The following is a 23,448-nucleotide window of genomic DNA, read 5'->3' on the forward strand; positions in this document are numbered from 1 at the left end:
AGCAGGAATTCCAGGATGAAGACCATCAGCATGATTGCGACCCGGGCCGGACTGGCCGCCGCCTTTATGGCTCTCGGCCTTGCGGCCTACAGCCAGCCCGGCAACGCCGACGAAATGCCGTCTTCAGACCCGGCGGCACCGGCCGATGCCGGCACCAACAGCCCCGCGCCTCTCGTCCAGCGGCAGATCACGCTCGGGGCGCTCGGTTTCCGGGACGGGATCAGCCTCAGCGGCTTTTCCGGTAACAGCGATATCTATTTCCCGGTTCCCGGCGGCGTTGCGCTCAATGCCCTGCGGCTTGAAGGCCAGCTTAACGCCTCGCTGCCGGCCCCGATACGGGGCTCGGTAAGGTTTGATGTCGACCAGCAGCCGGTATGGAGCGCGGCGCCGGGCACCGGCCCGATCCCCTTTGCACTCTCCCTGCCGGCCCCGCGTACCGATCAGTCTTTCCTGAAGCTCGGGGTGGCCTTTGGCGCCACCTGGACGGCCAACCGCTGCGCCGACCAGCGCCTGCCGGGCGGCTTCGTTACCCTTTCCCCGCAAACGACCCTCAGCTACCGGTTTGACCCTGCGGCCATCAGCGATCTGCGCTCGGCAGTCGCCGTGCTGCCGCTGGCGGTACGGATCGGCCTTCCCGCTACCCTTGCCTCAACCGACGCCCTGCAGACCGGGCTTGCGATAGCGCTCGAGCTGCAAAAGGCGGGGCACCAGGTCTCCTTCGTGACCGCGCCTGCCAGCCTTGACGGTGCGGATGGCAAAGCCCCGTCCGCGGATATTGTGCTGCTCCCGGCCGCCGAGCTTGCCAGTCTGGCAAGGAGCAGCCCGACGGCAACGCCGGGCGCAGCGCTGCTGCATGCCGGCCGCTATCCGGTGATCGCGCTGGCGGACAATGCCGGTGCCGGCACGGCGCGCTTCCTGACCGCCGGCTGGGCCCGCCTTGCCGACGGCACCGGCGCGCTGGTGCGGGAAAGCCAGAACGGCCCCGCCAATGCAGCAGGAACCCTCGGCTTCGCCGCCCTTGGTCTTGGCAGTGGCATCCGTGATTTTGCCGAACGCGGCGAATGGGAGGTCGGCTACGACTATCCGCTGACCCCCGGCGGCAAGAAACCTGCCGCCCTCAATATCCAGCTTATTCCGGGCTCCATCCCCTCCGGCGAGCCGCAGCTCGTCCATATCTTCGTCAATGACCTGCTGCTGCGCAGCGTCACCGTCGATGCCGGCCAGCCGTCGCTCACCGCGCATGTGCCGCTGCCGGACGGGCTACTCGGCCTGCGCAATGCCATCCGTGTGGTCCTGCAGCGCCCGGCCGCGAGTGGCTCCTGCCAGGAAGCGCTGATGGCAACGCCGGCCCAGCTCCTGCCGGGCAGCACGGTTGAGTTTGCGGATGATGCTACAAAACCGGCGGACTTCTTCCAGCTCGCTGCCGCCTTCAAGGCCGGAGTGACGGTTGAAGTGCCCAAATCCGCTCTCGCCGATCCGGTGCCCGCCCTCACCCTTGCCCTGCGCACGCTGGAAGGTTTGAAGCCCGGGGCGGAAGGCCTTGCCGTCACGGTTGGTGATGGCCGCCAGCCTGCCACCCCCTTCGTGCTGCTTCCCGGTGCCGGCGCACCGGCCGACATCAAGCGGCGTATCGAGGCCGATGCCGGCGCGCTGCGCCTGACGGACCGCAGCGGGCGTGTGCTGCTCGATCTTTCCGGCAGCCGCGCCATCCTGACCGCCCAGCTGGTGGAAGCGGGGGGCCAACCCGGCCTGCTGCTGGAACAGGCCGGCGACACGGCCGTGCAGCCGGCAACCTTGCTGCTCGACCGGGGCAATGTGGCCTTTGCTGACGCAAGCGGCACCATCGTCGCCATGAACACGGAAAAGTCGGGCGCGCTGCAGATCGAGGTTCAGGGTGCTGCCGGTTGGCAGGACTGGATAGACCGCTTCCGCATCGCTCTCATCGTCATTGCCTGGCTTGCCATCACTGTGCTCGCGGCGGGGCTTTTGTCCCGGCACTACCGCAAGCGCGGCCAGTCCGACAAATAAGGCGGGACCCTCAAGGTGAGCCTTTCTCCTCCTATCGGCGAGCTGCTGGTTGCCAAGGGGCTCCTGCCCCTGCCGCAGCTCGAAGAGGCCCTCAGGCTGCAGCAGACCTGGCATGTCCGCTTCGGCGACATCATCCTGTCCAAGGGCTGGGTGCGCCCGCGTGATTTCTACCGCACGCTGGCAGAGCGCTTTTCGCTCGACTTCGTTGACCTGATCGAGACCCCGCCGGATGCGGACCTCGTCCGCTCCGGCCAGAAGGAAGATTATACCCGGCTTTTGCTGCTACCCTGGCGCAAGGAAGGCGAAACGACCGTCATCGCCACCGCCGAGCCCGGCCCGGACGTGCTGCTCTATGTGCGCCGCAATTTCGGCCGCAACACCCGGCTGGTGGTGACCTCCAAGTTCGACATCCTGTGGAACCTGCAGAGTATCTTCGATACCGACTACAGCCATGATGCGGTGAGCAGCCTTTACGAGACCGACCCCGGCAGCTCGGCAAAACAGGTGGTCACCCCGCAGCAGGGCTTCATGCTCTACTGCATGCTGACCGTGCTTTTTGCCGGCATTGCGCTGGCGCCAATCGCAACCGTCATTGCGCTCAATCTCTTCATGTCGGTCTTTTATCTCGGCAATTTCATTCTCAAGGCCCTGCTGGTGTGGGTCGGCGCCGATTATCGCAAGGTCGACAGCAAGATCACCGATGCCGAGGTCGCGGCCCTCAAGGATGAAGAGCTGCCCGTCTTCACCGTGCTGGTGCCGATGTTCAAGGAACCGGAGGTGCTGCCCATCCTGGCAGCCGCCCTGCGCCGCCTCGACTATCCACCAGCCAAGCTCGACATCAAGCTGGTGCTGGAAGCAGGCGACCGCGAGACCATCGATGCCGCCAAGGCGCTCGGTCTCGAGGGCAATTTCGAGATCATCCGTGTCCCGCCCTCCAAGCCGCAGACCAAACCCAAGGCCTGCAACTATGCGCTCAACTTCGCCCGGGGCGATCTGCTGGTTATCTTCGATGCCGAAGACCAGCCCGAACCGGACCAGCTGAAAAAGGTAGTCATCGCCTTCAACAAGGCGCCCACGGATGTCGCCTGCGTGCAGTGCCGCCTGAATTATTACAATTCAGACGAAAACTGGCTGACCCGCATGTTCACGCTCGATTACTCGCTGTGGTTTGACTACATGCTGCCGGGGCTGGAGCGGCTGGGCATTCCCATCCCGCTCGGCGGCACCTCCAACCATTTCCGCATGGATGTGCTGCGCAACCTCAAGGCCTGGGACCCCTTCAACGTCACCGAGGATGCCGATCTCGGCGTGCGCCTGACGCAGAAGGGCTATCGTGTCGCCGTCTGCAATTCGACGACCTTTGAAGAGGCCAATGTCTCCATTCCCAACTGGATCCGGCAGCGCTCGCGCTGGATCAAAGGGTACATGCAGACCTATCTGGTCCATATGCGCCACCCGCTGGCGCTCTATCGCTCGGTCGGACATGGCGGGTTCTGGGGTTTCCAGTTCTTTGTCGGCGGCACGATGCTGTCCGGCATCCTCAACCCGATCTTCTGGGCCTTCTATGCCTTCTGGCTGTTTTTCGGCGGCCATTTCCTCGACCCGTTTTTCCCGACGGTTCTGCTGCATCTCTCGCTCTTCAACCTGCTCGCCGGAAACGGGCTTTTCACCTACCTCTCCATCATCGCGCCGCTGAAGCGCGGCTGGACGCACCTCGTCCCGTGGGGCCTCACCGTGGTGGGGTACTGGGCGCTGATGTCCGTTGCCGGCTACAAGGCGCTCTGGCAGCTCATCAAAAACCCCTTCTATTGGGAAAAGACCCAGCACGGGCTCTCTGCCGTTACCAAGCAGGAAGTTGCCCGTGCCCTGCAGAGTCTCGAACAATGACGGCCGGCGCAGAGACGCCCGGCCTGGCAGTAGCCCCGGCAGCACCGGCCGGCCGCCGGGCTTTGCCTATCCTCGCTTTCCTCGGCGGGCTGCTTGTCTGCGGTTTGCTGACGCTGCGCGTACTCGACCACGGTTACATCAGCGAGGCTCTGGCCGCGCGCTGGACCAGCGCGCTGATGGTGACATCAGACGCGGCGGCCTTCCGCGATCTGGTCGCCGTCAACTTCCCGCCGCTGCCATTATGGTTTGATATGATACTGGCGGGCCTGCCCGCCACGGGCGGCTTGCCGCTCCCGGCGCTTGCCAGCGTGCTCATCGCCGCAATTCTGGCCGGCCTCTGGTCGCGTCAGCTTGCGGCGGCCGGATACGGCGCTGTCCTGTCGTTCCTCCTCGCCCTTCTGTTTCTGGCCCAGCCAATGCTGCAGCAGCGCCTTGCCGAGGGTTCCGGCCTGCCCTTCGGCCTTGTGGCGATGAGCCTGATGGCACCTGCCGCCTCGCGCGTGCGGCGCTATGGCAATGTCACCGCGCTTTCGGTCGTCGGCGGCGGCGTTGCCATCATCTTCTTCAGCGATCCGGCTGGCATTTACCTGCTGCTGGCGCTCCTGCCCTTCCTCGTTGCCCTAGCCCCACCCGCTTTTCTGGCACGCGCTCCCGGTGCGGTGCTGCTGGTCATCCTGTTTCCGGTCGGTATCGGACTTTTGGGATACCTCTATTCCAACTGGCTCTTCGGCGCCTCGCCCTTCGCCTTCGCCCACCAGCAAGGCACGGTACTGAAAGGCGCTGCCGATAATGCCGCCATGGTGCCCTGGCTTACCGGCTGGGGGCATACGACACCCGGCGCCGCTCTCGCCGCAGCCTTGATGGCGCTCATTGCCCTGCCGGTCATCCCGCCCGCGCTCCTGCGGGCCTATTATCCGAGCGGGCGTTATGTCGGCATCCTGCTGGTGGTCGCCGTGCTGGTTGCGGTGCTGCTGGCCACGGCAACGCTCTTTCTGGCGCATCCCGCCCAGCTTCTGGCCTATCTCGTGCCGGTGGCGGTATTTGCCCTGTGCGAAGCCGGACCCCGCCGCCTGCAGGGCGGGCTCGCCCTGCTGCTGGCCCTGATCGGCCTTGCCGGTGGATGGCTGATGCAAGGTTTCGAGGCCCCGGCAGAAACCAACGCCTGGCGCTCTGCCATTGAGGGCACTGCTGTGGACAGCGACGCCCTCGATCACGATCTGGCCTTCGGCACCGAGCTGCGGCGCTATGACGATGTGGCGCTTGATGCGGCGTCCGCCGGCATGGTGCTGCCCAGCCGGCTCGATGCGAGCGGAATTGCCCTGCCGAATATGGAGCGCATCAAGGCCGACCTGCTTTTCGGCGCTCTTTCCACCCGGTACGTCGCCGTGCAGGAGCCCGCCAGCGAGCGCGGACGGCTGGACCGGATCGGCCGCGCTATTCCCGACCTCTGGCGCCATGGCCCACCCGGCGGCACCCTTGTCGTGGAAGAAGGGCCCTGGCGACTGTGGCGAACCGCCGTGCCGCCGGGTAAAGAACAGGAAAACAAATCGGCCGGACCGGCCAGGGAGACCGCACCGTGATCCTGATCGTTGAAGACATGCCCGATCAGCGTTTCCTGATGCGGTCCTTGCTGAATTCGGCAAACCTGCCCTCGCAGGAAACCGTCTCGGCCGAGCAGGGCCTGGAAGTGCTGGAGATCGGCCGCACCGATGGTCCGCCATCGGACTTCAAGGCCATCCTCATGGATGTCGAGCTGCCGGGCATCGACGGGATCGAGGCGATCTGCCTCATCAAGCAGAACCCGCGCCTTGCCGACATTCCGGTGATCGTCGTCTCCGCCCGGGAGGATGACAGCGCCCTTATCGATGCCTTCATCGCCGGCGCCATCGACTATGTCACCAAGCCCTATAGCGAGGTGCAGCTCGTCACCCGCATCCGCGGTGCGCTGCGCCTTGGCCTGGAGGCCGACCGCCGGCGCCAGCGCGAGCGTGAGCTGCAGGCCGCCAATGCCGCCCTTACCAGCGAGCGGCGCCTCTCCGGCGCCATCGACCACGCATCCGGCCGGCCGGAGAGCGACGCCCTGCCGCTGATCGTCGGGGCCCGTGATCCCGGCCTGCTCTGGGTCCTGCGCGGTGAGGTCGACGGCTGGGCCAATCTGAAGGCGGCCGAAGGGGAACAGGCGGCCATCGCGATCAAGAAGCGCGTGCTGGATGCCCTCGCCGCCACCCAGGGCCAGCTGGGCGACCAGCTGGTGACCCTGCCCGAAGGCGGGTTTGCCGTCGTGATCGAGCGGCCGGCCAGTTTCACGCCGGTGCCTTTTGCCGAAGCACTTGCTGCCGCGGTCGTCGGGCTTGGCATCCGGCATCCGCGTACCTCCGGCTGGCCGGTCATTTCCGTCAGCATCGGCTGCGGCAGCGGCACCAATGCGGTTGCGGCGGCCGAAGCCGCGCTCAACCTTGCCAAGACCGATGTCGGCAACCGGGTCGAGATGGCGCGCCCGCTCTGACGGTTATCGACAAATCAGCCTGCCCCGCCTCTTGATATGAGGGTTCTTTTCAGGCGCATATCATGCAAGCCATGCCTTGCGGCACGCGGCGACGTTGCCCCTTTCTTCTCTGGCCGCCCGATGTCCGACCGCTTGCCTGATATTCACCCCCTCTCTCCGGCGCTGCAGCTGCAACCGCCGCCGCTTATCCGCTTTCTGGCCCTGCCACTGGCGCTGGCGATCTTTGCCTTCGACACCTTCACCAACATTCAGGGTGCGGTGGCGGTGCTCTATGTGCTGGTGCCGCTTCTGCTGCTGGGCGGGCTTTCGCGCCGGGGCATTCTGCTGGCTGCGGGCGCTTGCGCCGGGCTGACGCTGCTTTCCTTTGCCCTGCGCCATGGCATCGGGGCAGCGCCCGCAGCCATCCTGCGCTGCGCCATCGCGCTGGCGGCCATGCTCATCACAACGCTCTTGTTGCTGCGCGACCATGCCTCCCGCCTTGCCCTGCTGCAGGCCAACCGTGAGCTTTCCCGCAGCGAACACCGTTACCGCTCCATCTTCGAGCAGACGCGGTTTTCGCTCTTCGAGCAGGATTTTTCCGCCGTTCGCAAAGCGCTCGACGCCCTGCGCCGGGAAGGCGTTACCGATTTTGCCGCCCATGCCGCGGCCCATCCGGATCTGGTCGGCGCGCTTGCCGGCAAGATCACCACCCTTGCCGTCAATGATGCCACGCTCGAACTGCTGGGCGCGCGCAGCGAAGCTGAGGTGGTGGGGCCTGCCGGCCGCTTCATCCCGGCGCAGAGCCCGGCGATCTTCCAGGTTCTGGAAGCCCTCTTCGAGGGTCGCAATCGCTTTGAGGGCAAGGGGCAGCTGCGCACCCTTGCCGGGCAGGAACTGACGGTTCTTGTCGGCATCTCCTTTCCCGAGGATGCGGAGGAGCTGAAACGTGTCGTGGTCGGCATCGTCGATATCACCGGGCAGGAGCGCACTCAGCAGGCATTAATGGCCGCACAGGCCGAGCTGGCGCGCGCCTCGCGTATCGCCACCGTCGGCGCGCTTTCCGCCTCCATCGCGCATGAGGTCAACCAGCCGCTGGGGGCCGTGGTCATGAATGCGCAGACCTGCCTGCGCTGGCTGGCACAGGACCCGCCGGACATCGCCGCCGCCGCCCGCGCAGCGGAGCGTGTGGCCCGCGACGGTAAACGCGCGAGCGAAATCGTGGCCCGCACCCGGGGCCTGCTGGTGCGCGATGAAGCGGCGCCCGATGTGCTCGATCTTGCCCTTCTGGTGCAGGAGGTACTCGGCCTGCTGGAGCGCGAAATTGCCGGGCAGGGCACCAGTATCGTGCTCGACCTGCCCTCAGACCCGGCCCGGGTCCGCGCCGGCCGGGTGGAGATGCAGCAGGTGCTCATCAACCTCGTCACCAACGCCCTGCATGCGCTGTCGCCGCTGGAGCGCGCGCAGCAGCGCATTGAAATCAGCGTCAGCGGGCCCAAAAACGGCCTGATGCGTCTTGGTGTGCGCGACAGCGGCAAGGGTATCGACCCTGCCGATCTTGAAAAGCTCTTCAGCCCCTTCTTCACCACCAAGGTCGGCGGCATGGGAATGGGGCTTGCCATTTGCCGCGCGACGGTCGAAGCACGGGGTGGCCAGCTTGTCGCCCGCAACCACCCGGAAGGCGGCGCCCTTTTCGAGTTCACCCTGCCCGCGGCAGACGAAACGCCGGAAAAACCATGACCCAGCCCGCCCCGACCGCCGCCGAAGCGCCCCTCGTCATCATTGTCGAGGATGATGCCGGCATGCGCGAGGCGCTTGCCGATCTCTTCTGCTCGGTCGGTATCGAGGCGGTTGCCTTTTCCTCCACCGCCGAACTGATGGCCGCGACCCTGCCCGACAGGCCGGGCTGCATGGTACTGGATGTGCGCCTGCCGGGCGGCAGCGGGCTTGATCTGCAAACCCATCTTGCCGCCAGCGGCAACCGCCGCCCGGTCATTTTCATGACCGGCCATGGCGATATCCCCATGACCGTGCGCGCCATGAAGGCCGGCGCCGTCGATTTCCTCACCAAACCCTTCCGCGACCAGGACATGCTGGACGCCGTCGATGCCGCCATCGAAAAGGACCGCGTGCGCCGGCGGGAAGAGGGCGCCGCGCAGGAAGTCCTGCGGCTTGCCGCCACCCTTACCCCGCGCGAGCGCGAGGTGATGGCCGCCGTGGTCCGCGGCCTCATGAACAAGCAGATCGCCGGCGAACTCGGCATTACCGAGATCACCGTCAAGCTCCACCGGGGCAATGTGATGCGCAAGCTGAACGCCCGCTCGGTCGCCGATCTGGTGCGTAAAGCAGAGCTGCTCGCGTCTGCGCCGGGCAGCAATGACAAGGCCTGATTATCAGGCGGCAAATTTTCTGCTCGCTTTTTGAGAATGATTTGCCTTTAAAATGCCACCGCCCGGTTACGAAATAGAACCGTGGCGGTGCGCGGACAATCCGTGCCGGCACCGGGGATACCCCCCGCCTTCCTTGGCCGCCCGCTTCAGGGGACGTGGCGGCACCTTCTGCCTGACCATCATGACCAGACAGGATCTGCCCAGATGACATTCTTCGACCGTCTTTCCCCTCTCCAGCCTTACGCGCTGGCGGCCCTGCGCATCATTACGGCCCTGCTTTTCATCGAGCATGGCACCATGAAGCTGTTCGGCTTTCCCGCCGCCATGGGCGGTGGCTCCCTGCCCCCGCTCCTGCTCGTTGCTGCCCTGCTGGAGACCATCGGCGGCGTGCTGCTGTTGATCGGTTTCCTGACCCGCCCGGTGGCGTTCCTGCTTTCCGGTGAAATGGCCGTTGCCTACTTCATGGCCCATGCCCCGAAGGGCTTCTACCCGGCCATGAATGGTGGCGAAGGCGCCATTCTCTTCTGCTTCATCTTCCTGTTCCTGGTTTTTGCCGGCGCCGGCGCCCTGTCGCTCGACAGCCGCCTTTCCGCCACCCGTCGGTGACGGGGTGCAGATAGTGCACTGCCAGTAACCCGCGGCGAATTGCCCCGGGAAACCCCGCCGGCTTGCAGGAGCCGGCGGGGTTTTTTGTCTGTCGCACCCGGTTGGGTCAGGGACAGCTAGACCTAGGTATGATGGTCTTTTGCCGCCGCGGGGTTCACACAGGAGGCCTGACGTCCGTTTCACCCCCTGCCCGGAAAGCCCGTTTCCCCGCCCATGTCCCGGCCGCCCTGCATTGCCGTCGTCGATGACGATCCCGCCATCCGGGAAGCGCTCGACGATCTGTTCCGCTCCCTTGGTTACAGCTGCCGGCTGTTTGCCTCGGCGGAAGCTTTTCTTGCCTTTACGCCGCGCGCCGGGATCGACTGCCTTCTCCTGGACGTCCAGATGCCGGGCATGAACGGGCTCGACCTGCAGCGGCTGCTGAACAAGCAGGCAGACAAGCCCCCCACCCTGTTCATGACCTCGTTCAATGATGGCTCGACCCGTGAGCGGGCGCTGGCCGGCGGGGCTCTGGGTGTGCTGGGAAAGCCGGTCGATGACCGCGAACTGATCGACAGCCTTCACCGGGCGATGGGCCGCTAGCGGCAACACCTTTCCAGAGCTGCAGGCCTTGCACGCCAAACCCGCCCTCCCCTGCCGGAAGGCGGGTTTTTTATGCCCGTTGGCGATGCGGCGAAGGGGGCGGACCTATACCAAAGTTGGGGGCAGCTTAACGAAAAGTGAGGCCCACCTTACCTCGCGTAGAATGGCCCCTCGCCCCGCCGGCCGGCATCCTGCTTTCCATGGACAGCAAACGCCGCTTGCCGGAAACCAAGGAGAGGCGAGATGACCAGCACCCTGAGCTTGAGCGAACTGGCCGACGCTTACCGGCTGGCCGCCTTTTCCACCCCGGCCCCGGCGGCTGCTCCTGTTGAAGAATATCATTTTGCCGGCTTTCGCCTGCTGCCTTACCGCCGCCTGCTGATGAAGGCGGGAGAGCGGGTTGCCATCGGCAGCCGCGCTTTCGCCCTCTTGCTGAAACTGGTGGAGAATGCGGGCACCATGGTCAGCAAGCCTGACCTGCTGCGCGCCGGCTGGAGCCGCCCGCATGTCGAAGAAAGCAACCTGCGGGTCCAGATCTGCACCCTGAAACGCGTCCTCTCCCGCCTTGATGATACCAACGGCCTGCCGGAAGAACTGATCGTTTCCATTGCCGGTGAAGGTTACGTCTTCACCGCTGCCGTCACGGCCCGCAGCGAAGTCGTTCCCACCGTAAAAGCTGCCCGCCAGACGCATATTCCTGAGCTTGCCGGCCTCATGCTGGCGCCGCTTGCCGCCGCTCCGGCGCCGCCGCGCAGCCAGGAGACGCGCTGGCCGGTGACCTTCTCCTGCCCCTATCCCCAGCCGGGTTTCGCCTTTTCCTGAAACCTGCCGCCCTGTTCCCTGCCGCGGAGCGCCCGCCCACCTCCCTGCACAGCGCTCCGCGTCCCTGCCGGCGATCCGACTCCCCCTCCGGATCGCCGGCTTTTTTCATGACCGCACCGCCCGCCATCCGTTGGTGAGATCCTGAAACGCCAGGACCTGCTTCATCCTTTGGGGCGACAGGATATCGGGTGTTTCGCCATCTTGCCCGGGGCGGGAATACATCTCGGCCACCACGCCGGCACTCTCCCCGGACCGCCCCTGGGAAGTCAGCAGGGCCGCCAGATCGGCAACCGCCCGAATTTCCCAGGCCGGCGTTCCCTGCTGGCGGCTGGCGGTAATCGCCTCACGCAGCAGCGCCTCCGCCTGCTTTTGATTGTGGGCACCAAAATTGAGCAGGATGCCGGCTTTCAGGCGCAAAAGCTCCGGCAGGTATATCAACTCCCCGCTTTCAAGGCTGCGCACGGTCAGGGAAGTGATTTGCTCAAGCGCCTCCTCGATCCGGCCAACGGCACACAGCCCGAGGCTCAGGGAAATGGTGAAGGACGCCGTCAACAGCTCGTAGCGCGCCGCCCGCAGTCGGGAGAGGCTTTCCTGCAGTTCCCCCAGAGCTTCGGCAGGGCGACCCTGCCGCACAAGCTGGTTGCCGCGCAGGCCGCGTACCGCCGCGATGTAGGGCGCAAAACCGTTGACCTCGGCGATCTCCGCAAATCGATCCAGTGTAACCGCCGCCTGGGTGAAATCGCCGATCGCGATATAGATCGGCAGCGCCCAGACCAGCGCGATGCACAGCGTCACCGGATGGCCGAGAACTGCCGCCTCCTCGACGGCCTGAACCGCCAGTCGTTCCGCACGACCGGCAAAACCCATCAGCCAGCTGGTCCGCGCGAGGGCGATGATCGCGCGATTGCGATGGTCGAACCCGTAATGGACGGTCCGCCACCGCTCGGACGGCTGTGCCAGCCTGAGTGTCTGTTCGAGATAGAACCGGGCGCGCGGCTGGTCGCCGCCCAGATGGTAGGAGATGCCGCAGAGCGAGGACGCAATGGCGAGCGCTTCATCGTCATTCATGGCCTCAGCCACAGCCAGCGCCATCAGCGCCCAGCGATGCGCCTCGGCATAATCGCCGATACGTTCATGCAGGATGTGGAGGCGGGCAAGCACCCGGATCTGCGCCCACGGGTCTTCAAGCGCGCTGGCGATCTCAAGCGCGCGGCGCAGCGCTATATCGACGGCCTCACTGTTCCCCCGCGTAAACATCAGGGAAAGGCCGAGCGCTGCCTGCAGCTCAAACTCCACCGCCGTGCCCGCCCGGTCGCCGTCAAGGGCGGCAAGGGCACGTGCACTCCAGCTCCGGCATTCCAGCAGCAGGGACATGTTCATGAAAACCGGCGCGCTTGCTGCGGCCAGGCGAATGCCGACTGTCGTGTCGCCTGCCGGCCCGAAGCTCTCGGAAAGAGCGCTTCGGATATTGCCGATCTGGCCGGCTATCCGGGCCGCCCCTTCAGACAGGCTTTTATCCAGCGAAAGCCCCTCTTCCAGCAGCGCGAGATAAAAAGCGGCATGGCGCCGGGCCGCCAGCGCATGATCTTCCACCCCGCGCTGGCGGAGCTTTTCACGCGCATAGGCGCGGTTCATCTCCAGCAGGCGATAGGGATGCGGTCCGGCCGCGCGGTCCACGGCGATCAGGGATTTGGCAATCAGCCCATCGAGCGCCACAGCCGCTGCCGGGGGGGCGATATCGCCCCCCGCGCTCACGGCCAGCGCCGCTTCCAGCGTAAATGGCCCGATGAAGACCGATAGTCGCTCAAAGCACAGGCGTTCCTCTGCAGTAAGCAGGTCATAACTCCAGTCCAGCGCCGCCTGCAGCGTGCGCTGGCGGGCCACTGCCGTGCGCCTGCCGGTCCATCCGAGGCTGAATGCCTCACCGATCAACCGCGCCGTCGTCTCCAGCCCGTGCGTTGCCACCCGTACCGCAGCAAGTTCGATCGGCAGGGCCATGCCATCCAGACGGCGGCACACCTCGGCAATCTGGCGTGCGGCTTCCAGATCGATCTGCAGTGCGCTGTCAGCGGCAACCGCCCGCTCGATGAACAGCTGGATCGCCGGATAGGACATCAGCAGCCCGAGCCGCATGCCTGCTGTCTCCTCCGGATAATCGAGCGACCCCAGCCAATGCACCTGTTCGCCGATCACCCGCAGTGGCTCCCGGCTGGTTGCCAGAATGCGCACCTCCGGTGCGGCCTGCGCAATCCGCTCTGCGATGGTCGCGACCTCGCCGATCAGATGTTCGCAGTTGTCGAAGATGAGCAGCAGGCGTTCACGGCGGATATGGCCCAGCAGGACTGTCGCCGGGTCTTCACCAAGCACCGGGATGCGCAGCGCATTGGCGACGGCCGAGGCGACCAGCGATGCCTCTTCAAGCGCGCCAAGATCGATGAAACAGACCTTGCCGGAAAATACATCCAGCATCCGGTAACCGATCTCGACGGCAAGGGTCGTCTTGCCGACGCCTGCCGCCCCGACGATGGTGAAGAGCTGCTTTTCACCGAGCCGGCCAACGAGAAAATCAATATCCCCGTCACGACCGAGCACGTGGGCCATGCGCGTTGGCAGCGGGGGGGCGGCCAAAACCGCCGCTTGAGGCCGAATGGGGGCCGGCGCCGGCATGGCCTGACTGCCTGCTGCCGCAACCGGCTGCACCGGGAACACGAACGCGTACCCGACGCCAACCTGCGTGGCGATATAGCGCGAGCCGTCGATGCCGTCGCCCAGCGACCGCCTGAGCGCGACCATATGAAATCTTAAGGACCCGTCCTCCACCACGACATCGGGCCAGACCCGCTCGAGCAGTTCGCGTTTTGAGAGGACTTTGCCGGCCTGCTCCACCAGCGCCACCAGCAGATCAAAAGATCGGCCGCCAAGGGCAACCGGTCGCCCGTCCCGGGTCAGCAGGCGTTCCCCCGGGCTCAGACAGAACGGTCCAAAGGCGAACCGTCCACCTTCTCGCCCAGCCTCGCGAAGCTCCGTCGTTTCCGCCACGAACCGCTACCTTTCCTCGGGGCATGTCACAAGGCAAGCCGCTGCGAGTCCGGCATGCCGGCCGGCCCGGTTTATGCGGAACAGAAATGCTCTACCCGCCGGCAAACGCAGGGTCAACGCTGGCCAGCCTGTCCTAAAGGCCCAGTTCGGTAAGCGATGGAAAGTCTGCCGGGCGAGCACCGATCGGCCATTTCAAAAGCCGCTCGCGCTCCTCGATCTGGTGCTCATTCACGCAGGAGAGATGGCGCGCGATCAGCCCGGCACCATCATGTTCCCAGCTCTCGCTTCCAAGGGCGCGATACCAGACGCCGCTATCATTGCGGAATTCGCACACGATGCGGATGGCAATCCGTGGACCGCTCGAAGCCCAATATTCCTTCACGACACGGAAATCCCCCTCCTGCCGCCATTTCCGGAACAGGAATGCCCGCACCTGCTCCCGCCCCCACAGGAACTCCGTGCGTTCCCGCCACAGGCAGTCGATGCGGTGGCTGAAGAGGATCGCATCCACATCCCTCAGGTTCCAGGCGTCCTCGGCCGCACGAACCATGCGGATCATTTCCTGGTCGGGCGTGAAGCGCGGATTAGCCATGATCCCTGTCTCGTTGCTTGCGCTGGCGTTCACAAAAGAGTGCAGGGCTTCCGGCACCCCTCTCGTCTCGCCCTTCAACAATCACCCCTATTTAGCGGCGCGCTCGTTAGGCGGTGTTAGCTGTTGTGAGATCAGCTGAAAGGCCGGCGCCGCCCTTCCACCGTCTCGCGAAGCATAACGGGCGCTGGCTACCGGGCCGGTTTATCCAGAATTCCGCACGCAGACCGCAGCGGGCGGACGACCTGTCCTTCCGCCTCCCGTGGAAGGATATCCGGACCATGACCCTTTCCGAGCCAGCCCCCCGACCTTCTGCCTCCCCTCATAATGCCGGGATCAGCCGGGGCGGCGCCCGTCGCCTCATAACTGTCATGGCCACCGCTGCCGGCGCGATCCTGGCGGGCCTTTCGGCAAATGCCGGCCCTTCCGGGGCACAGGACGCCTCGCCGGTCTACGGGGTGACCCTTCCGGAGGGGTATCGAAGCTGGGAATTCATCGCCCCGGCTGAGGAGGCGCCGCCGCTCGACGAGCTCAGGCTTACCGTCGGCAATGCCATTGCGATGCGAGCCTACCGGTCCGGCACGCTGCCTTTCCCGGACGGCTCGATCCTGGTGAAACTGGCCTGGAAACATGTGCAGTCGCCGGAGTTCGCTCCAGCCTCGATACCGGGTGCCGCCACGACGGTGCAGGTCATGGAAAAGGATTCCCGGCGCTTTGCAGCGTCAGGCGGATGGGGGTTTGGCCGATTTATCGATGGCAAACCCGTGGACGCGGCCCAGCACCTGACCTGTTTTGCCTGCCATCAGGCCCGTGTGCAGAACCACGATTATGTCTTCACCCGCTATGCCCGCTGAAGATTTGAGGAGAGGCGAGATGAGCATTGCCGCGCCTTCGCCGGTCGAAGAGTTCCACTTCGAGGATTTTCGCCTTCTGCCCCACCAGCATGCGCTGATAAGGGCCGGAGAGCGCGTGACGCTTGGCAGCCGCGCCTATGCACTGCTTTTGAAGCTGGTGGAAAATGCCGGCACCGTGGTCAGCAAATCCGACCTCATCCGTGCCGCCTGGCGGCGCCCCTATGTCGACGAAAGCAATCTGCGGGTCCAGATTTACAAGCTGAAGCGCACCTTGCTGCGTGCCGGCGCCGAAGCCGGGCTTATCCTCACCATTCCAAGCGAAGGCTACCTCCTGACGGCACGGACAAGTACCGTGCTGTCACTCCAGGAACTGACGCCGCGCAGCTTCGGGCTGGAGATACCGCGCCTTCAGCTGGCCGCCCCGGCCAGCCCGGCCACCCGCGAGGCCGACTGGCCGGTGACCTTTACCTGCCCCTACCCCTGACAGGCCCACTTGCCGGCAATCTGCCTCCCCTCCGGATCCACGGCTTTTTTTATCAACCGTCTGCGGTTACCCTAAACCCATAATCAATAATCAAGAGATGGAGGGGAGCATGACCATCCGCCTCGCCCTGTTGGGCCTCGCCTTCCTGGCTGCCGCTCCGGCTTTCGCACATGAACTACCGGTAGGAGATGGCAAGATCTCGACCGAACCGAAGGTCGGTTATCTGTTTTCCTGCCAGTCCCGGTTTAGCGGCGGCGGCGCCTTCACGACCGGCTCGTGGTTTCACGGCAAAACCTGGGACCCGAGCCAGAAGCCCCATGCCCAGGGCGAGGTGATGTGGCCGAATGCGCGCTTCTCCGCCACAGCTGAGGGCAGCCAGACGAAGGTTGAAGGCAACGGCCTGCCGGTCGGGGAGCCGACGGGCACTTTCCCCATTTCCCGCTCCGACCCCGCCTACCAGTACGATCGCAATCCGAACTCCATCAAGGAGCAGAAGATCTCCTTTGCCATTCCGCTGGAGCCGGAACTGGCACCAGCGGCAACCTGCCTTTCCATGGGGCCCATCGGTTTCACCAATACCGGCGTGATGATCTACAACGCGGTGGATGATGCCGGGCGCGATGCTGCCGCCCATGAAATTCAGGATCTCTGCAACGGTCACCCGCAGCAGCAGGGGCAATATCACTACCACAGCAGCTCGCCGTGCCTGCCGGGCGCGGATCAGAACGCGCAGGTTGGTTGGGCCCTCGACGGGTTCCCCATCCTCGGCAAGCGTGATGCCAGCGGCAAGGAACTGACGGACGCCGACCTGGATGGTTGCCATGGCCGCATGGAAGATGTGAGCGTCAATGGCCGGCACTACGCCTATGCCTACCGGCTGACGGACGAATATCCCTACACCATCGGCTGCTACAAAGGCTCGGTGGACCGCGCGACGCTGCAATCGCTGATGGGCCGGGGCCCTGGCGGCGGCATGCCGGGCGGGCAGATGGGGGGCCAAATGGGTGGTCAGATGGGCGGGCCGCAGGGTGGTCCGGGCGGTGGACGCATGCCCCCGCCGGGCCAGCCCTTCGACGGGCCTTGGCCGCCGCCGCCGGGCGGCGCGATGCCCCCGCCGCCCTGGGAGCAGAACCGCTAACCAGTCTTAAACCCCCGCGAAAGGCATCCCCTTCGCGGGGGTTTTTCTGTCAGGCCGCGGCGAGCGTTTGCCGCAGCAGCCGGGCAGCGGCCACCATGTTGATGAGGGCTGGCCGCACTTCCTCCCATTTACGGGTCTTGAGCCCGCAATCGGGATTGACCCAGAGCTGCCGGTCGGCGATCTGCTCCCGGGCAAGCAGCAGAAGCTCGCTCATCTCGCGAATTTCCGGCACGCGCGGGGAATGGATGTCATAGACACCCGGCCCGATCTCGTTCGGGTAGGAATAGCTGCGGAAAGCATCCAGCAGCTCCATCTTCGAGCGGGACGTCTCGATGGAGATGACATCGGCATCCATCGCGGCAATCGCCTCGATGATGCTGTTGAAGTCCGAGTAACACATGTGGGTGTGGATCTGCGTGCCATCCGCCGCCACAGCTGCCGTCAGGCGGAAGCTCTCCACCGCCCAGGCGAGATAGGCCGGCCAGTCCCGCCGGCGCAGCGGCAAGCCTTCACGCAGCGCCGCCTCGTCAATCTGGATCATCCGGGCACCGGCCGCCTCCAGATCCACCACCTCGTCACGAATGGCGAGGGCGATCTGCCGGCACGCCTCGCTTCTGGGGATATCGTCGCGCACGAAGGACCAGTTGAGGATGGTGACAGGCCCCGTCAGCATGCCTTTCATCGGCTTTGCCGTCAGGGACTGGGCGTAGCGCCACCATTCCACCGTCATCGCCTTCGGCCGGGAAACATCGCCGAAGAGAATGGGCGGGCGCACGCAGCGCGAGCCGTAACTCTGCACCCAGCCAAAGGCGGTAAAGGCAAAGCCGGAGAGCTGCTCGCCGAAATACTGCACCATATCGTTGCGCTCGAACTCGCCATGCACCAGCACATCGAGCCCGATTTCTTCCTGCCACTGCACGGCCTCGGCGGTTTGCCGGCGCAGGAAATTCTCATAGGCACCATCGCCCATCTCACCGCGGGCATGGGCAGATCGCGCCTTGCGCACCGCGTCGGTCTGCGGGAAGGAGCCGATGGTGGTGGTGGGGAAGAGCGGCAGCGGCAATGCCGCGCGCTGCACCCCGGCGCGGACAGCAAAGGGGCTCGCCCGTTCTGCCATTTCAGGCGTAACAGAGGCAAGGCGCGCGGCCACAGCAGGATCATGCACCTTGGCGGAAGCAGCGCGCTGCCCGGCCGCACGGGCAGCCTCTTCCAGCTCCGCGGTAACAGCGCCCCGGCCAATCCGAAGGGCCGTGCCAAGAATTGCCAGCTCCTCCAGCTTCTGCACGGCAAAGGCAAGCCAGCTCTTGAGGTCGCCATCAAGCCCGGTTTCAAGATCAAGATCGACCGGCACATGCAGAAGCGAGCAGGAAGGGGCGATCTGCACCTGCCCGGCCCCGCGCGCGGCAATAACCGGCTCCAGCCGGTCCAGGAGACGCGGCAGGTTCGCCCGCCACACATTGCGCCCGTCAATGACGCCCAGCGACAGGGTCAGGTCCGGGCGTGCGCCGTCGAGCACCGCTTCAAGCTGGTCCGGCGCGCGGCAAAGGTCGAGATGCAGGCCGGCCACCGGCAGGCCAAGCGCGGCCTGCAAATTCTCCTCAAAGCCGCCGAAATAGCTGGCGAGCAGAATCTTCAGCTGTGGCACCGCATCGGCAAGATACCGGTAGCTCCGAGCCAGTGCCGCCTGCGCGTCGGGCCCGAGATCGGTAGCAAGGCAGGGCTCGTCAATCTGCACCCAGTCGGCCCCGGCAGCGGCCAGTTTTCCCAGCAGCTGCGCATAGACCGGCAGCAGCTCCTCCAGCAGCGTGATCGGCGGTACCGAAGGGTCCTTGCTCTTGCCCAGCAGCAGGAAGGTAACCGGCCCGAGCAGCACCGGGCGGGTGTGAAAACCGAGAGATTTTGCCTCCAGAAACTCCTCGACCGGTTTCAGTGAGGCGAGGCAGAAACGCTGCCCGGCCTCAAACTCCGGGACCATGTAGTGGTAGTTGGTGTCGAACCACTTAGTCATCTCCAGCGCCGGCACGCCGTGATCCGCCCTGCCCGCTTCGTGGGGCTGGCCGCAGCCGCAGGCCGCCGGGTGCACACCGGTGCGGCCACGCGCCATGGCAAAATAGGTATCGAGCGAAACCGGCCCGCCTTCCCAGCCATAGGCGGCAGGAATGGCGCCCAGCACCACGCTCATATCCAGCACATGGTCGTAGAGGGAAAAATCATTGCTGGGCAGGATATCGACCCCCAGCGCCTTCTGGCGCGCCCAGTTTGCCGCGCGCAATCCAGCGGCAGCATCAAGCAGCGTTTCCGCACCCGAGCGGCCGGACCAGTAGGCTTCAAGCGCGGCTTTAAGCTCGCGCCGGGGCCCGATCCGGGGGACCCCGAGGCTGGCGATCAATGCTGGATGGCCAGAGGATAATTTTGAAAACATCGGCTTTAAAAACCCCAATCAGATGTTGGGGGCAAAGGCCGAGCGGACACGGGGAGGACGGGCCCGGCCACGGCAATGCCGGGCAGGCTTGTCCTTCGCGCACCACCGGGACACCCCGCCCAGGGACATGGCTTGTCCGGGGCAGGTCTCCTGGCTTGCGGGTCATCGCTGTCGCCCGGCCTTCCCGGAAAGCGGGTTCGCTTTCCAGTGACACGATTTGGGCTTCAGCTCGCCGCTCACAGTTGCGGGGGCAGCTCCGGCCTTCTCCCGCCATGGGGAGGCACCGGATTCCCTCTTAGCTCCGGCGTCGCAGATGAGCGCCCCGGAGAACCACGGACAGTCTCAAGCATCCCCCTTCAGGAGCGAAGCGTCAAGAATATATAAAGATATGTTTATATATTTATCTTATTCATTTTCCGGCGGAGCAACCGGCAGGTCGCCTCTTCCGGCGGTATCAAGCGCCTTGCGGATAAACCCGTCCCGTTTCAGCGCCTCGATAAAGGCGGAGAGTGCCGGGATCGCCGCCTGATGGCGGACGGGAACCGCCATCGCCTGCCGCACCTGGGTAAAGGCGCCGGGCAGGATGCGATATCCAGCCTTGCCGGCGCAGGCCTGCTCCAGCGACTGGCGCACCCCGCCGACAGCATCCGCCTCCCCGGCAAAAAAGCGCTCGAAGGAGGCTGGCGGCGATGCCGCCCGGATCAGTTCGACATGGCGCGCCACCTTGGAAAGATGCAGGTCGTAGGCCGAGCCTTCGGCCACCAGCAGCCGCATGCCCGGCTGGTCGATCTCTTCAATCGTCCGCAGGGCCGACCCGTCCCGCACGGCGGCTGTCGTCTCGATCAGCACATAGGGCGGGGTATAGGAAACGACAGAGGTCCGGCCCGGATCGATTGCCAGAAAGGCAATGTCCCAGACATCGTCCGATGCAGAGCCTGTTACCTGACCGGCACCGCTATAGGGCACGAACTCAAGTTCGGCTCCCAGCCGGGCCGCCAGTTCCTGCGCAATAGCCACTGTGACGCCGGAAAGAGCGCCGGTTGCAGGATCGCGCACAGCCAGGGCGGCATTGCCGAGGTTGATGGCAGCCCGAAGCCGCCCGCCGGAGACCAGTCCCTCCGCGCCTTCAAGTGTCTGCATCATTCACTCCCCTTGGCCGGCATCGGCATTGTAACTACCTCTTTTCATTAGCTCTTCGCCGGCCCGATGCGAAGCGGGATTTCCGGGAGAGGACACTTCTATAACCCGGGTAAAAACCATTCCGAGCGTTTTTACCCGGGCATATAATACACACGGCTATGGGTGGGTCAGGCCGCAATCTCGACCACCAGCTTGCCGGCTGCCGAACGATCGGTGATCGCCTCATGGGCTGCCCCGGCGGTCTCCAGAGAGAAACGGCGCGGGTCCAGCCGGGAGACAAGACCGCCGGCCTCGATGATCGTGGTGGCCGCGGCAAGGATCTCGCCATGATGGGCCCGGCCCTCTCCCGTCAGCAGCGGATGCAGGGTGAAGACGCCGGAATAGCTGGCGGCCTTGAAGGAGAGCGGCGCCAGCGCATGGGTGCCCCAGCCAAGGCAGCTCACCACATGGCCAAAGCGCTTCACCGCCTTGAAGGAAGCATCGAGAATGGCCCCGCCGCCGGTATCGTAGACAGCATCAAAGCCCTTGCCCGCCGTATGCCGGGCCACAGTGTCCTCAACCGCCTCGCTGGCATAGTCGATGGGGGTTGCGCCCAGCGAACGCAGATAATCGGCCTTGCCTGCCCCGTCCGTTGCATAGACATCGAGGCCATAATGGCGGGCAATCTGTACCGCGATATGGCCGACACCCCCGGCTCCGCCCTGCACCAGCAGTTTCTGTCCTGCCCAGTGCGGCTGGTCGATGCCGATACGATCCACCAGCCCCTCCCACGCCGTGATAATCACCAGCGGCAGGGCCGCCGCTTCACGCATGGAAAGATTGGCCGGCTTGCGGGCGATAAGCGCCGCATCGACAGCGGCATATTCGGCCAGCGAGCCCTGGATACCGCCGACACCGCCGGTCATGCCATAAACCTCATCACCAACCTTGAAGGCGCCGACGCCGGCGCCGACAGCGGCAACCGTACCGGCAAGGTCGATGCCCAGTACGGCCGGCGCCGGTTGCCGGGCATGGGCGGCCTGCCCGGCATGGATCTTCACGTCGAGCGGGTTCACGCCGCTGGCGGCGATCCGCACCAGGATCTGACCGGGCCCGGCCACCGGCCGCGCAATATCGGCAAGACGCATCGGGGCGCCGTAGGCCTCCAGCACAAGGGCCTTCATGGTGGCCTGACCGGCCTTGATCGGGGTGCTGATGTTGTTCTGGCTCATCTGTCTGTCCTCATCGAAAAGAGGGGTGATTGGATGAGCCAAAAGTGCGCCGCCTCATTTCGCATGGAAATCAACACTTCTGTACGATATCCATACAGAACTGAATGACCCTTGGGGCGGGTGGCGACGGCATGGAATGGAGTGACCTGCGCCTTTTTCTGGCAATCGCCCGGGAAGGCACGCTCGGGGCCGCCGCCCGCAAGCTTGGCCTGACCCAGCCCACCATGGGACGGCGCCTGCGCGCGCTGGAAGCCGCCCTTGGCCAGAGCCTATTCCAGCGCACCGGCGATGGATTTGTGCTGACGGATGAAGGCCAGACCGTGCTTGCCCATGCCGAACGCATGGAAGAAGAGGCGCTGGCCCTGGCGCGGGAGCTCTCCGGGCAAGGCCGGCAGATGGAAGGGCTGCTCCGGCTTTCCGCCTCCGACTGGTTCAGCCTGCATGTGCTGACACCGGTACTGGCGGAGTTTGCCCGGCTCTATCCGCGCGTCACCGTCGAGCTACTCACCGATACACGCCGGGTCAGCCTTGGTCGACGGGAGGCGGATCTCGCCTTCCGCATCACCCCGTTCGAGGAGCCGGACGTCATCTCCCGCAAACTCCTCCATATCGACTATGCGCTCTATGGCCCGCCGGAGATGGCCCCGCCCGTTGCCGGCGATGGCACCGGCACACGCCTCGTCACCATGGACACGGCCTTTGGCGGCATGCCGGATGTTGCCTGGCTAAGGCGTCTGCTGCCGAAAGCAGAGACCGTCTTTGCCAGCAACAACCGCGACATACAGGCACAGATGGCGGCCCGCGGTGTCGGTTTTGCCGTGTTGCCGCGCCCGCTGGGGGAGGCAATGCCGGGCCTGAGACCTGTCGATCTCGGGGAAGCGCCGCCCGGCCGGGATACCTGGATCGGCTATCATCGTGACCTGAAGCGCCTCGGCCGCCTGCGCGCGCTGCTGGACCTGCTGATTGAAAGGCTGGCGCGCTGAGAGGGGCTAGCGCGGCAAGGCACCGCGCAGGAACAGGCGGACGGCCGCCCTGGTGTGCTCTTCACGCTGGGCGCGCGTTATCAGGCCGCCAACACGCTTGCGCCGGCCGCCAAACACCATGTCGAGCAGGATTTCCGCCGACTTGGGGATGTCTTCCACAAACAGGCGCCCCCGCTCCTGCTGGTCTGTCAGCCATTCGCGCAGTTGCCGGCGTGAGCGCTCCGGCCCGTTCTTGATGAAAACGGCAGCCAGATCCGGGTGATTGCGGGCTTCATCGACGATCAATTGCATGAAGACATGCCGCGCCTGCTCCGCCTCGTCGGAAAGGCTGTTCTGGAACATGGCGATCATCTCTTCCTCAATCGGAAGATCCGGATCCACTCCGAAAGGCTCGATGGTGCGTAGCCTGTTGTGCTCCACCATCTCTCCAAAGAGCGCCTCCTTGCTCTCGAAGATGCGATAAAATGTCTTCTTGGAGATGCCCGCGGCCGCGGCGACCTTGTCGATCGTCGTTCCGCGATATCCGTGTGTGAGGAAGATCAAGCGCGTGTGCTGCATGAGGCTGGTCTTGAGCGCCGCATCGTCGTGCTGCTTGGGCCGGCCGCGTGGGCGCGGCGCCGCTTCTTCGACGGTCATGGGCAACATCTCCCCTTTAAATCTGGCGCCTTGTCATTTGTGGGCTCCAGCGCCGCGGCGGAGTGACTTCTTTCACATCCAAACCGCTTGACTCTAGGAACCACGTAAAAATAAGTAAACCGTAGAGTTTCCAAATTAACCGGCGTGCATCACGT

Annotated in this window: 19 protein-coding genes and 1 riboswitch; of the genes, 13 read left to right on the forward strand and 6 right to left on the reverse strand. The window is 65.0% G+C overall.

The window, feature by feature from the left end:
- Positions 1 to 15: 15 nt before the first annotated feature.
- The 9 genes from QTL98_RS23280 (at position 16) to QTL98_RS23320 (ending at position 10,797) form a co-directional block, all read left to right on the forward strand.
- Positions 16 to 2,028 carry a hypothetical protein gene (locus tag QTL98_RS23280; RefSeq protein WP_445682528.1) on the forward strand — a complete coding sequence of 671 codons (2,013 nt, stop codon included), beginning with the start codon at positions 16 to 18 and terminating at the stop codon, positions 2,026 to 2,028.
- A gap of 15 nt (positions 2,029 to 2,043) precedes the next feature.
- Positions 2,044 to 3,915: a glycosyltransferase gene (locus tag QTL98_RS23285; RefSeq protein WP_445682529.1), complete on the forward strand. Its 1,872-nt coding sequence runs from the start codon at positions 2,044 to 2,046 to the stop codon at positions 3,913 to 3,915.
- A complete protein-coding gene (locus tag QTL98_RS23290; protein WP_445682530.1) occupies positions 3,912 to 5,495 on the forward strand; it encodes a hypothetical protein in 1,584 nt (527 codons plus the stop codon). The genes QTL98_RS23285 and QTL98_RS23290 overlap by 4 nt, the downstream gene beginning before the upstream one ends.
- Positions 5,492 to 6,421, forward strand: a complete 930-nt coding sequence (locus QTL98_RS23295) for a response regulator (RefSeq protein WP_445682531.1) — start codon at positions 5,492 to 5,494, stop codon at positions 6,419 to 6,421. Before QTL98_RS23290 ends, QTL98_RS23295 begins: the two co-directional genes overlap by 4 nt.
- Before the next feature lie 120 nt (positions 6,422 to 6,541).
- Positions 6,542 to 8,137 carry a sensor histidine kinase gene (locus QTL98_RS23300; RefSeq protein ID WP_445682532.1) on the forward strand — a complete coding sequence of 532 codons (1,596 nt, stop codon included), beginning with the start codon at positions 6,542 to 6,544 and terminating at the stop codon, positions 8,135 to 8,137.
- Complete coding sequence (locus QTL98_RS23305) at positions 8,134 to 8,787, forward strand: response regulator transcription factor (RefSeq protein WP_445682533.1); 654 nt, start codon at positions 8,134 to 8,136, stop codon at positions 8,785 to 8,787. The genes QTL98_RS23300 and QTL98_RS23305 overlap by 4 nt, the downstream gene beginning before the upstream one ends.
- A 204-nt stretch (positions 8,788 to 8,991) precedes the next feature.
- On the forward strand, positions 8,992 to 9,393 hold the full coding sequence (locus tag QTL98_RS23310) for a DoxX family protein (protein WP_445682534.1): 402 nt from the start codon (positions 8,992 to 8,994) through the stop codon (positions 9,391 to 9,393).
- 213 nt (positions 9,394 to 9,606) lie between these two features.
- Complete coding sequence (locus QTL98_RS23315) at positions 9,607 to 9,975, forward strand: response regulator transcription factor (protein WP_445682535.1); 369 nt, start codon at positions 9,607 to 9,609, stop codon at positions 9,973 to 9,975.
- Positions 9,976 to 10,218: 243 nt separating this feature from the next.
- Complete coding sequence (locus QTL98_RS23320; protein WP_445682536.1) at positions 10,219 to 10,797, forward strand: winged helix-turn-helix domain-containing protein; 579 nt, start codon at positions 10,219 to 10,221, stop codon at positions 10,795 to 10,797.
- Positions 10,798 to 10,902: 105 nt separating this feature from the next.
- On the opposite strand, the gene QTL98_RS23325 is transcribed toward QTL98_RS23320, so the two are convergent.
- Complete coding sequence (locus QTL98_RS23325) at positions 10,903 to 13,836, reverse strand: ATP-binding protein (RefSeq protein ID WP_445682537.1); 2,934 nt, start codon at positions 13,834 to 13,836, stop codon at positions 10,903 to 10,905.
- A 133-nt stretch (positions 13,837 to 13,969) separates the two neighbouring features.
- Entirely contained in the window at positions 13,970 to 14,506 is a 537-nt protein-coding gene (locus QTL98_RS23330; protein ID WP_445682538.1) for a DUF1348 family protein, read from the reverse strand.
- A 290-nt stretch (positions 14,507 to 14,796) separates the two neighbouring features.
- Between QTL98_RS23330 and QTL98_RS23335 the strand changes: the two genes are divergently transcribed.
- The 3 genes from QTL98_RS23335 (at position 14,797) to QTL98_RS23345 (ending at position 16,901) form a co-directional block, all read left to right on the forward strand.
- The gene (locus QTL98_RS23335; protein WP_445682925.1) at positions 14,797 to 15,279 is read left to right on the forward strand and encodes a cytochrome P460 family protein; all 483 of its coding nucleotides are present in this window, start codon (positions 14,797 to 14,799) and stop codon (positions 15,277 to 15,279) included.
- Positions 15,280 to 15,298: 19 nt separating this feature from the next.
- Positions 15,299 to 15,763, forward strand: coding sequence for a winged helix-turn-helix domain-containing protein (locus QTL98_RS23340; RefSeq protein WP_445682539.1), 465 nt, complete (start codon positions 15,299 to 15,301; stop codon positions 15,761 to 15,763).
- Positions 15,764 to 15,872: 109 nt separating this feature from the next.
- Complete coding sequence (locus QTL98_RS23345) at positions 15,873 to 16,901, forward strand: YHYH protein (protein ID WP_445682540.1); 1,029 nt, start codon at positions 15,873 to 15,875, stop codon at positions 16,899 to 16,901.
- A gap of 49 nt (positions 16,902 to 16,950) precedes the next feature.
- On the opposite strand, the gene metE is transcribed toward QTL98_RS23345, so the two are convergent.
- The 3 genes from metE to QTL98_RS23360 form a co-directional block, all read right to left on the reverse strand.
- Positions 16,951 to 19,323 (reverse strand): 5-methyltetrahydropteroyltriglutamate--homocysteine S-methyltransferase, encoded by a 2,373-nt coding sequence (gene metE, locus QTL98_RS23350; protein ID WP_445682541.1) that lies wholly within the window; start codon positions 19,321 to 19,323, stop codon positions 16,951 to 16,953.
- Between the two features lie 123 nt (positions 19,324 to 19,446).
- Positions 19,447 to 19,673, reverse strand: a riboswitch (cobalamin riboswitch).
- A 55-nt stretch (positions 19,674 to 19,728) separates the two neighbouring features.
- Positions 19,729 to 20,466 (reverse strand): transporter substrate-binding domain-containing protein, encoded by a 738-nt coding sequence (locus QTL98_RS23355; protein WP_445682542.1) that lies wholly within the window; start codon positions 20,464 to 20,466, stop codon positions 19,729 to 19,731.
- Between the two features lie 164 nt (positions 20,467 to 20,630).
- A complete protein-coding gene (locus tag QTL98_RS23360) occupies positions 20,631 to 21,674 on the reverse strand; it encodes a zinc-dependent alcohol dehydrogenase family protein (protein ID WP_445682543.1) in 1,044 nt (347 codons plus the stop codon).
- 131 nt (positions 21,675 to 21,805) lie between these two features.
- On the opposite strand from QTL98_RS23360, the gene QTL98_RS23365 reads away from it, so the two are divergent.
- Positions 21,806 to 22,657 (forward strand): LysR family transcriptional regulator, encoded by an 852-nt coding sequence (locus QTL98_RS23365; protein ID WP_445682926.1) that lies wholly within the window; start codon positions 21,806 to 21,808, stop codon positions 22,655 to 22,657.
- A gap of 6 nt (positions 22,658 to 22,663) precedes the next feature.
- Here QTL98_RS23365 and QTL98_RS23370 read toward each other — a convergent pair whose 3' ends face one another.
- Entirely contained in the window at positions 22,664 to 23,293 is a 630-nt protein-coding gene (locus QTL98_RS23370) for a TetR/AcrR family transcriptional regulator (protein ID WP_445682544.1), read from the reverse strand.
- Between the last annotated feature and the right edge of the window lie 155 nt (positions 23,294 to 23,448).

This window comes from Radicibacter daui (assembly GCA_030657355.1).
GTDB classification, from domain to species: domain Bacteria; phylum Pseudomonadota; class Alphaproteobacteria; order Radicibacterales; family Radicibacteraceae; genus Radicibacter; species Radicibacter daui.

What these genes read in the sequence shown, in the direction of transcription:
- metE (WP_445682541.1), bottom strand. Translation starts at nt 19,323, where the DNA reads ATGTTTTCAAAATTATCCTCTGGCCATCCAGCATTGATCGCCAGCCTC.
- QTL98_RS23315 (WP_445682535.1), top strand. Translation starts at nt 9,607, where the DNA reads ATGTCCCGGCCGCCCTGCATTGCCGTCGTCGATGACGATCCCGCCATC.
- QTL98_RS23280 (WP_445682528.1), top strand. Translation starts at nt 16, where the DNA reads ATGAAGACCATCAGCATGATTGCGACCCGGGCCGGACTGGCCGCCGCC.
- QTL98_RS23370 (WP_445682544.1), bottom strand. Translation starts at nt 23,293, where the DNA reads ATGACCGTCGAAGAAGCGGCGCCGCGCCCACGCGGCCGGCCCAAGCAG.
- QTL98_RS23365 (WP_445682926.1), top strand. Translation starts at nt 21,806, where the DNA reads ATGGAATGGAGTGACCTGCGCCTTTTTCTGGCAATCGCCCGGGAAGGC.
- QTL98_RS23335 (WP_445682925.1), top strand. Translation starts at nt 14,797, where the DNA reads ATGGCCACCGCTGCCGGCGCGATCCTGGCGGGCCTTTCGGCAAATGCC.
- QTL98_RS23300 (WP_445682532.1), top strand. Translation starts at nt 6,542, where the DNA reads ATGTCCGACCGCTTGCCTGATATTCACCCCCTCTCTCCGGCGCTGCAG.
- QTL98_RS23345 (WP_445682540.1), top strand. Translation starts at nt 15,873, where the DNA reads ATGACCATCCGCCTCGCCCTGTTGGGCCTCGCCTTCCTGGCTGCCGCT.
- QTL98_RS23320 (WP_445682536.1), top strand. Translation starts at nt 10,219, where the DNA reads ATGACCAGCACCCTGAGCTTGAGCGAACTGGCCGACGCTTACCGGCTG.
- QTL98_RS23355 (WP_445682542.1), bottom strand. Translation starts at nt 20,466, where the DNA reads ATGATGCAGACACTTGAAGGCGCGGAGGGACTGGTCTCCGGCGGGCGG.
- QTL98_RS23340 (WP_445682539.1), top strand. Translation starts at nt 15,299, where the DNA reads ATGAGCATTGCCGCGCCTTCGCCGGTCGAAGAGTTCCACTTCGAGGAT.
- QTL98_RS23305 (WP_445682533.1), top strand. Translation starts at nt 8,134, where the DNA reads ATGACCCAGCCCGCCCCGACCGCCGCCGAAGCGCCCCTCGTCATCATT.
- QTL98_RS23360 (WP_445682543.1), bottom strand. Translation starts at nt 21,674, where the DNA reads ATGAGCCAGAACAACATCAGCACCCCGATCAAGGCCGGTCAGGCCACC.
- QTL98_RS23290 (WP_445682530.1), top strand. Translation starts at nt 3,912, where the DNA reads ATGACGGCCGGCGCAGAGACGCCCGGCCTGGCAGTAGCCCCGGCAGCA.
- QTL98_RS23310 (WP_445682534.1), top strand. Translation starts at nt 8,992, where the DNA reads ATGACATTCTTCGACCGTCTTTCCCCTCTCCAGCCTTACGCGCTGGCG.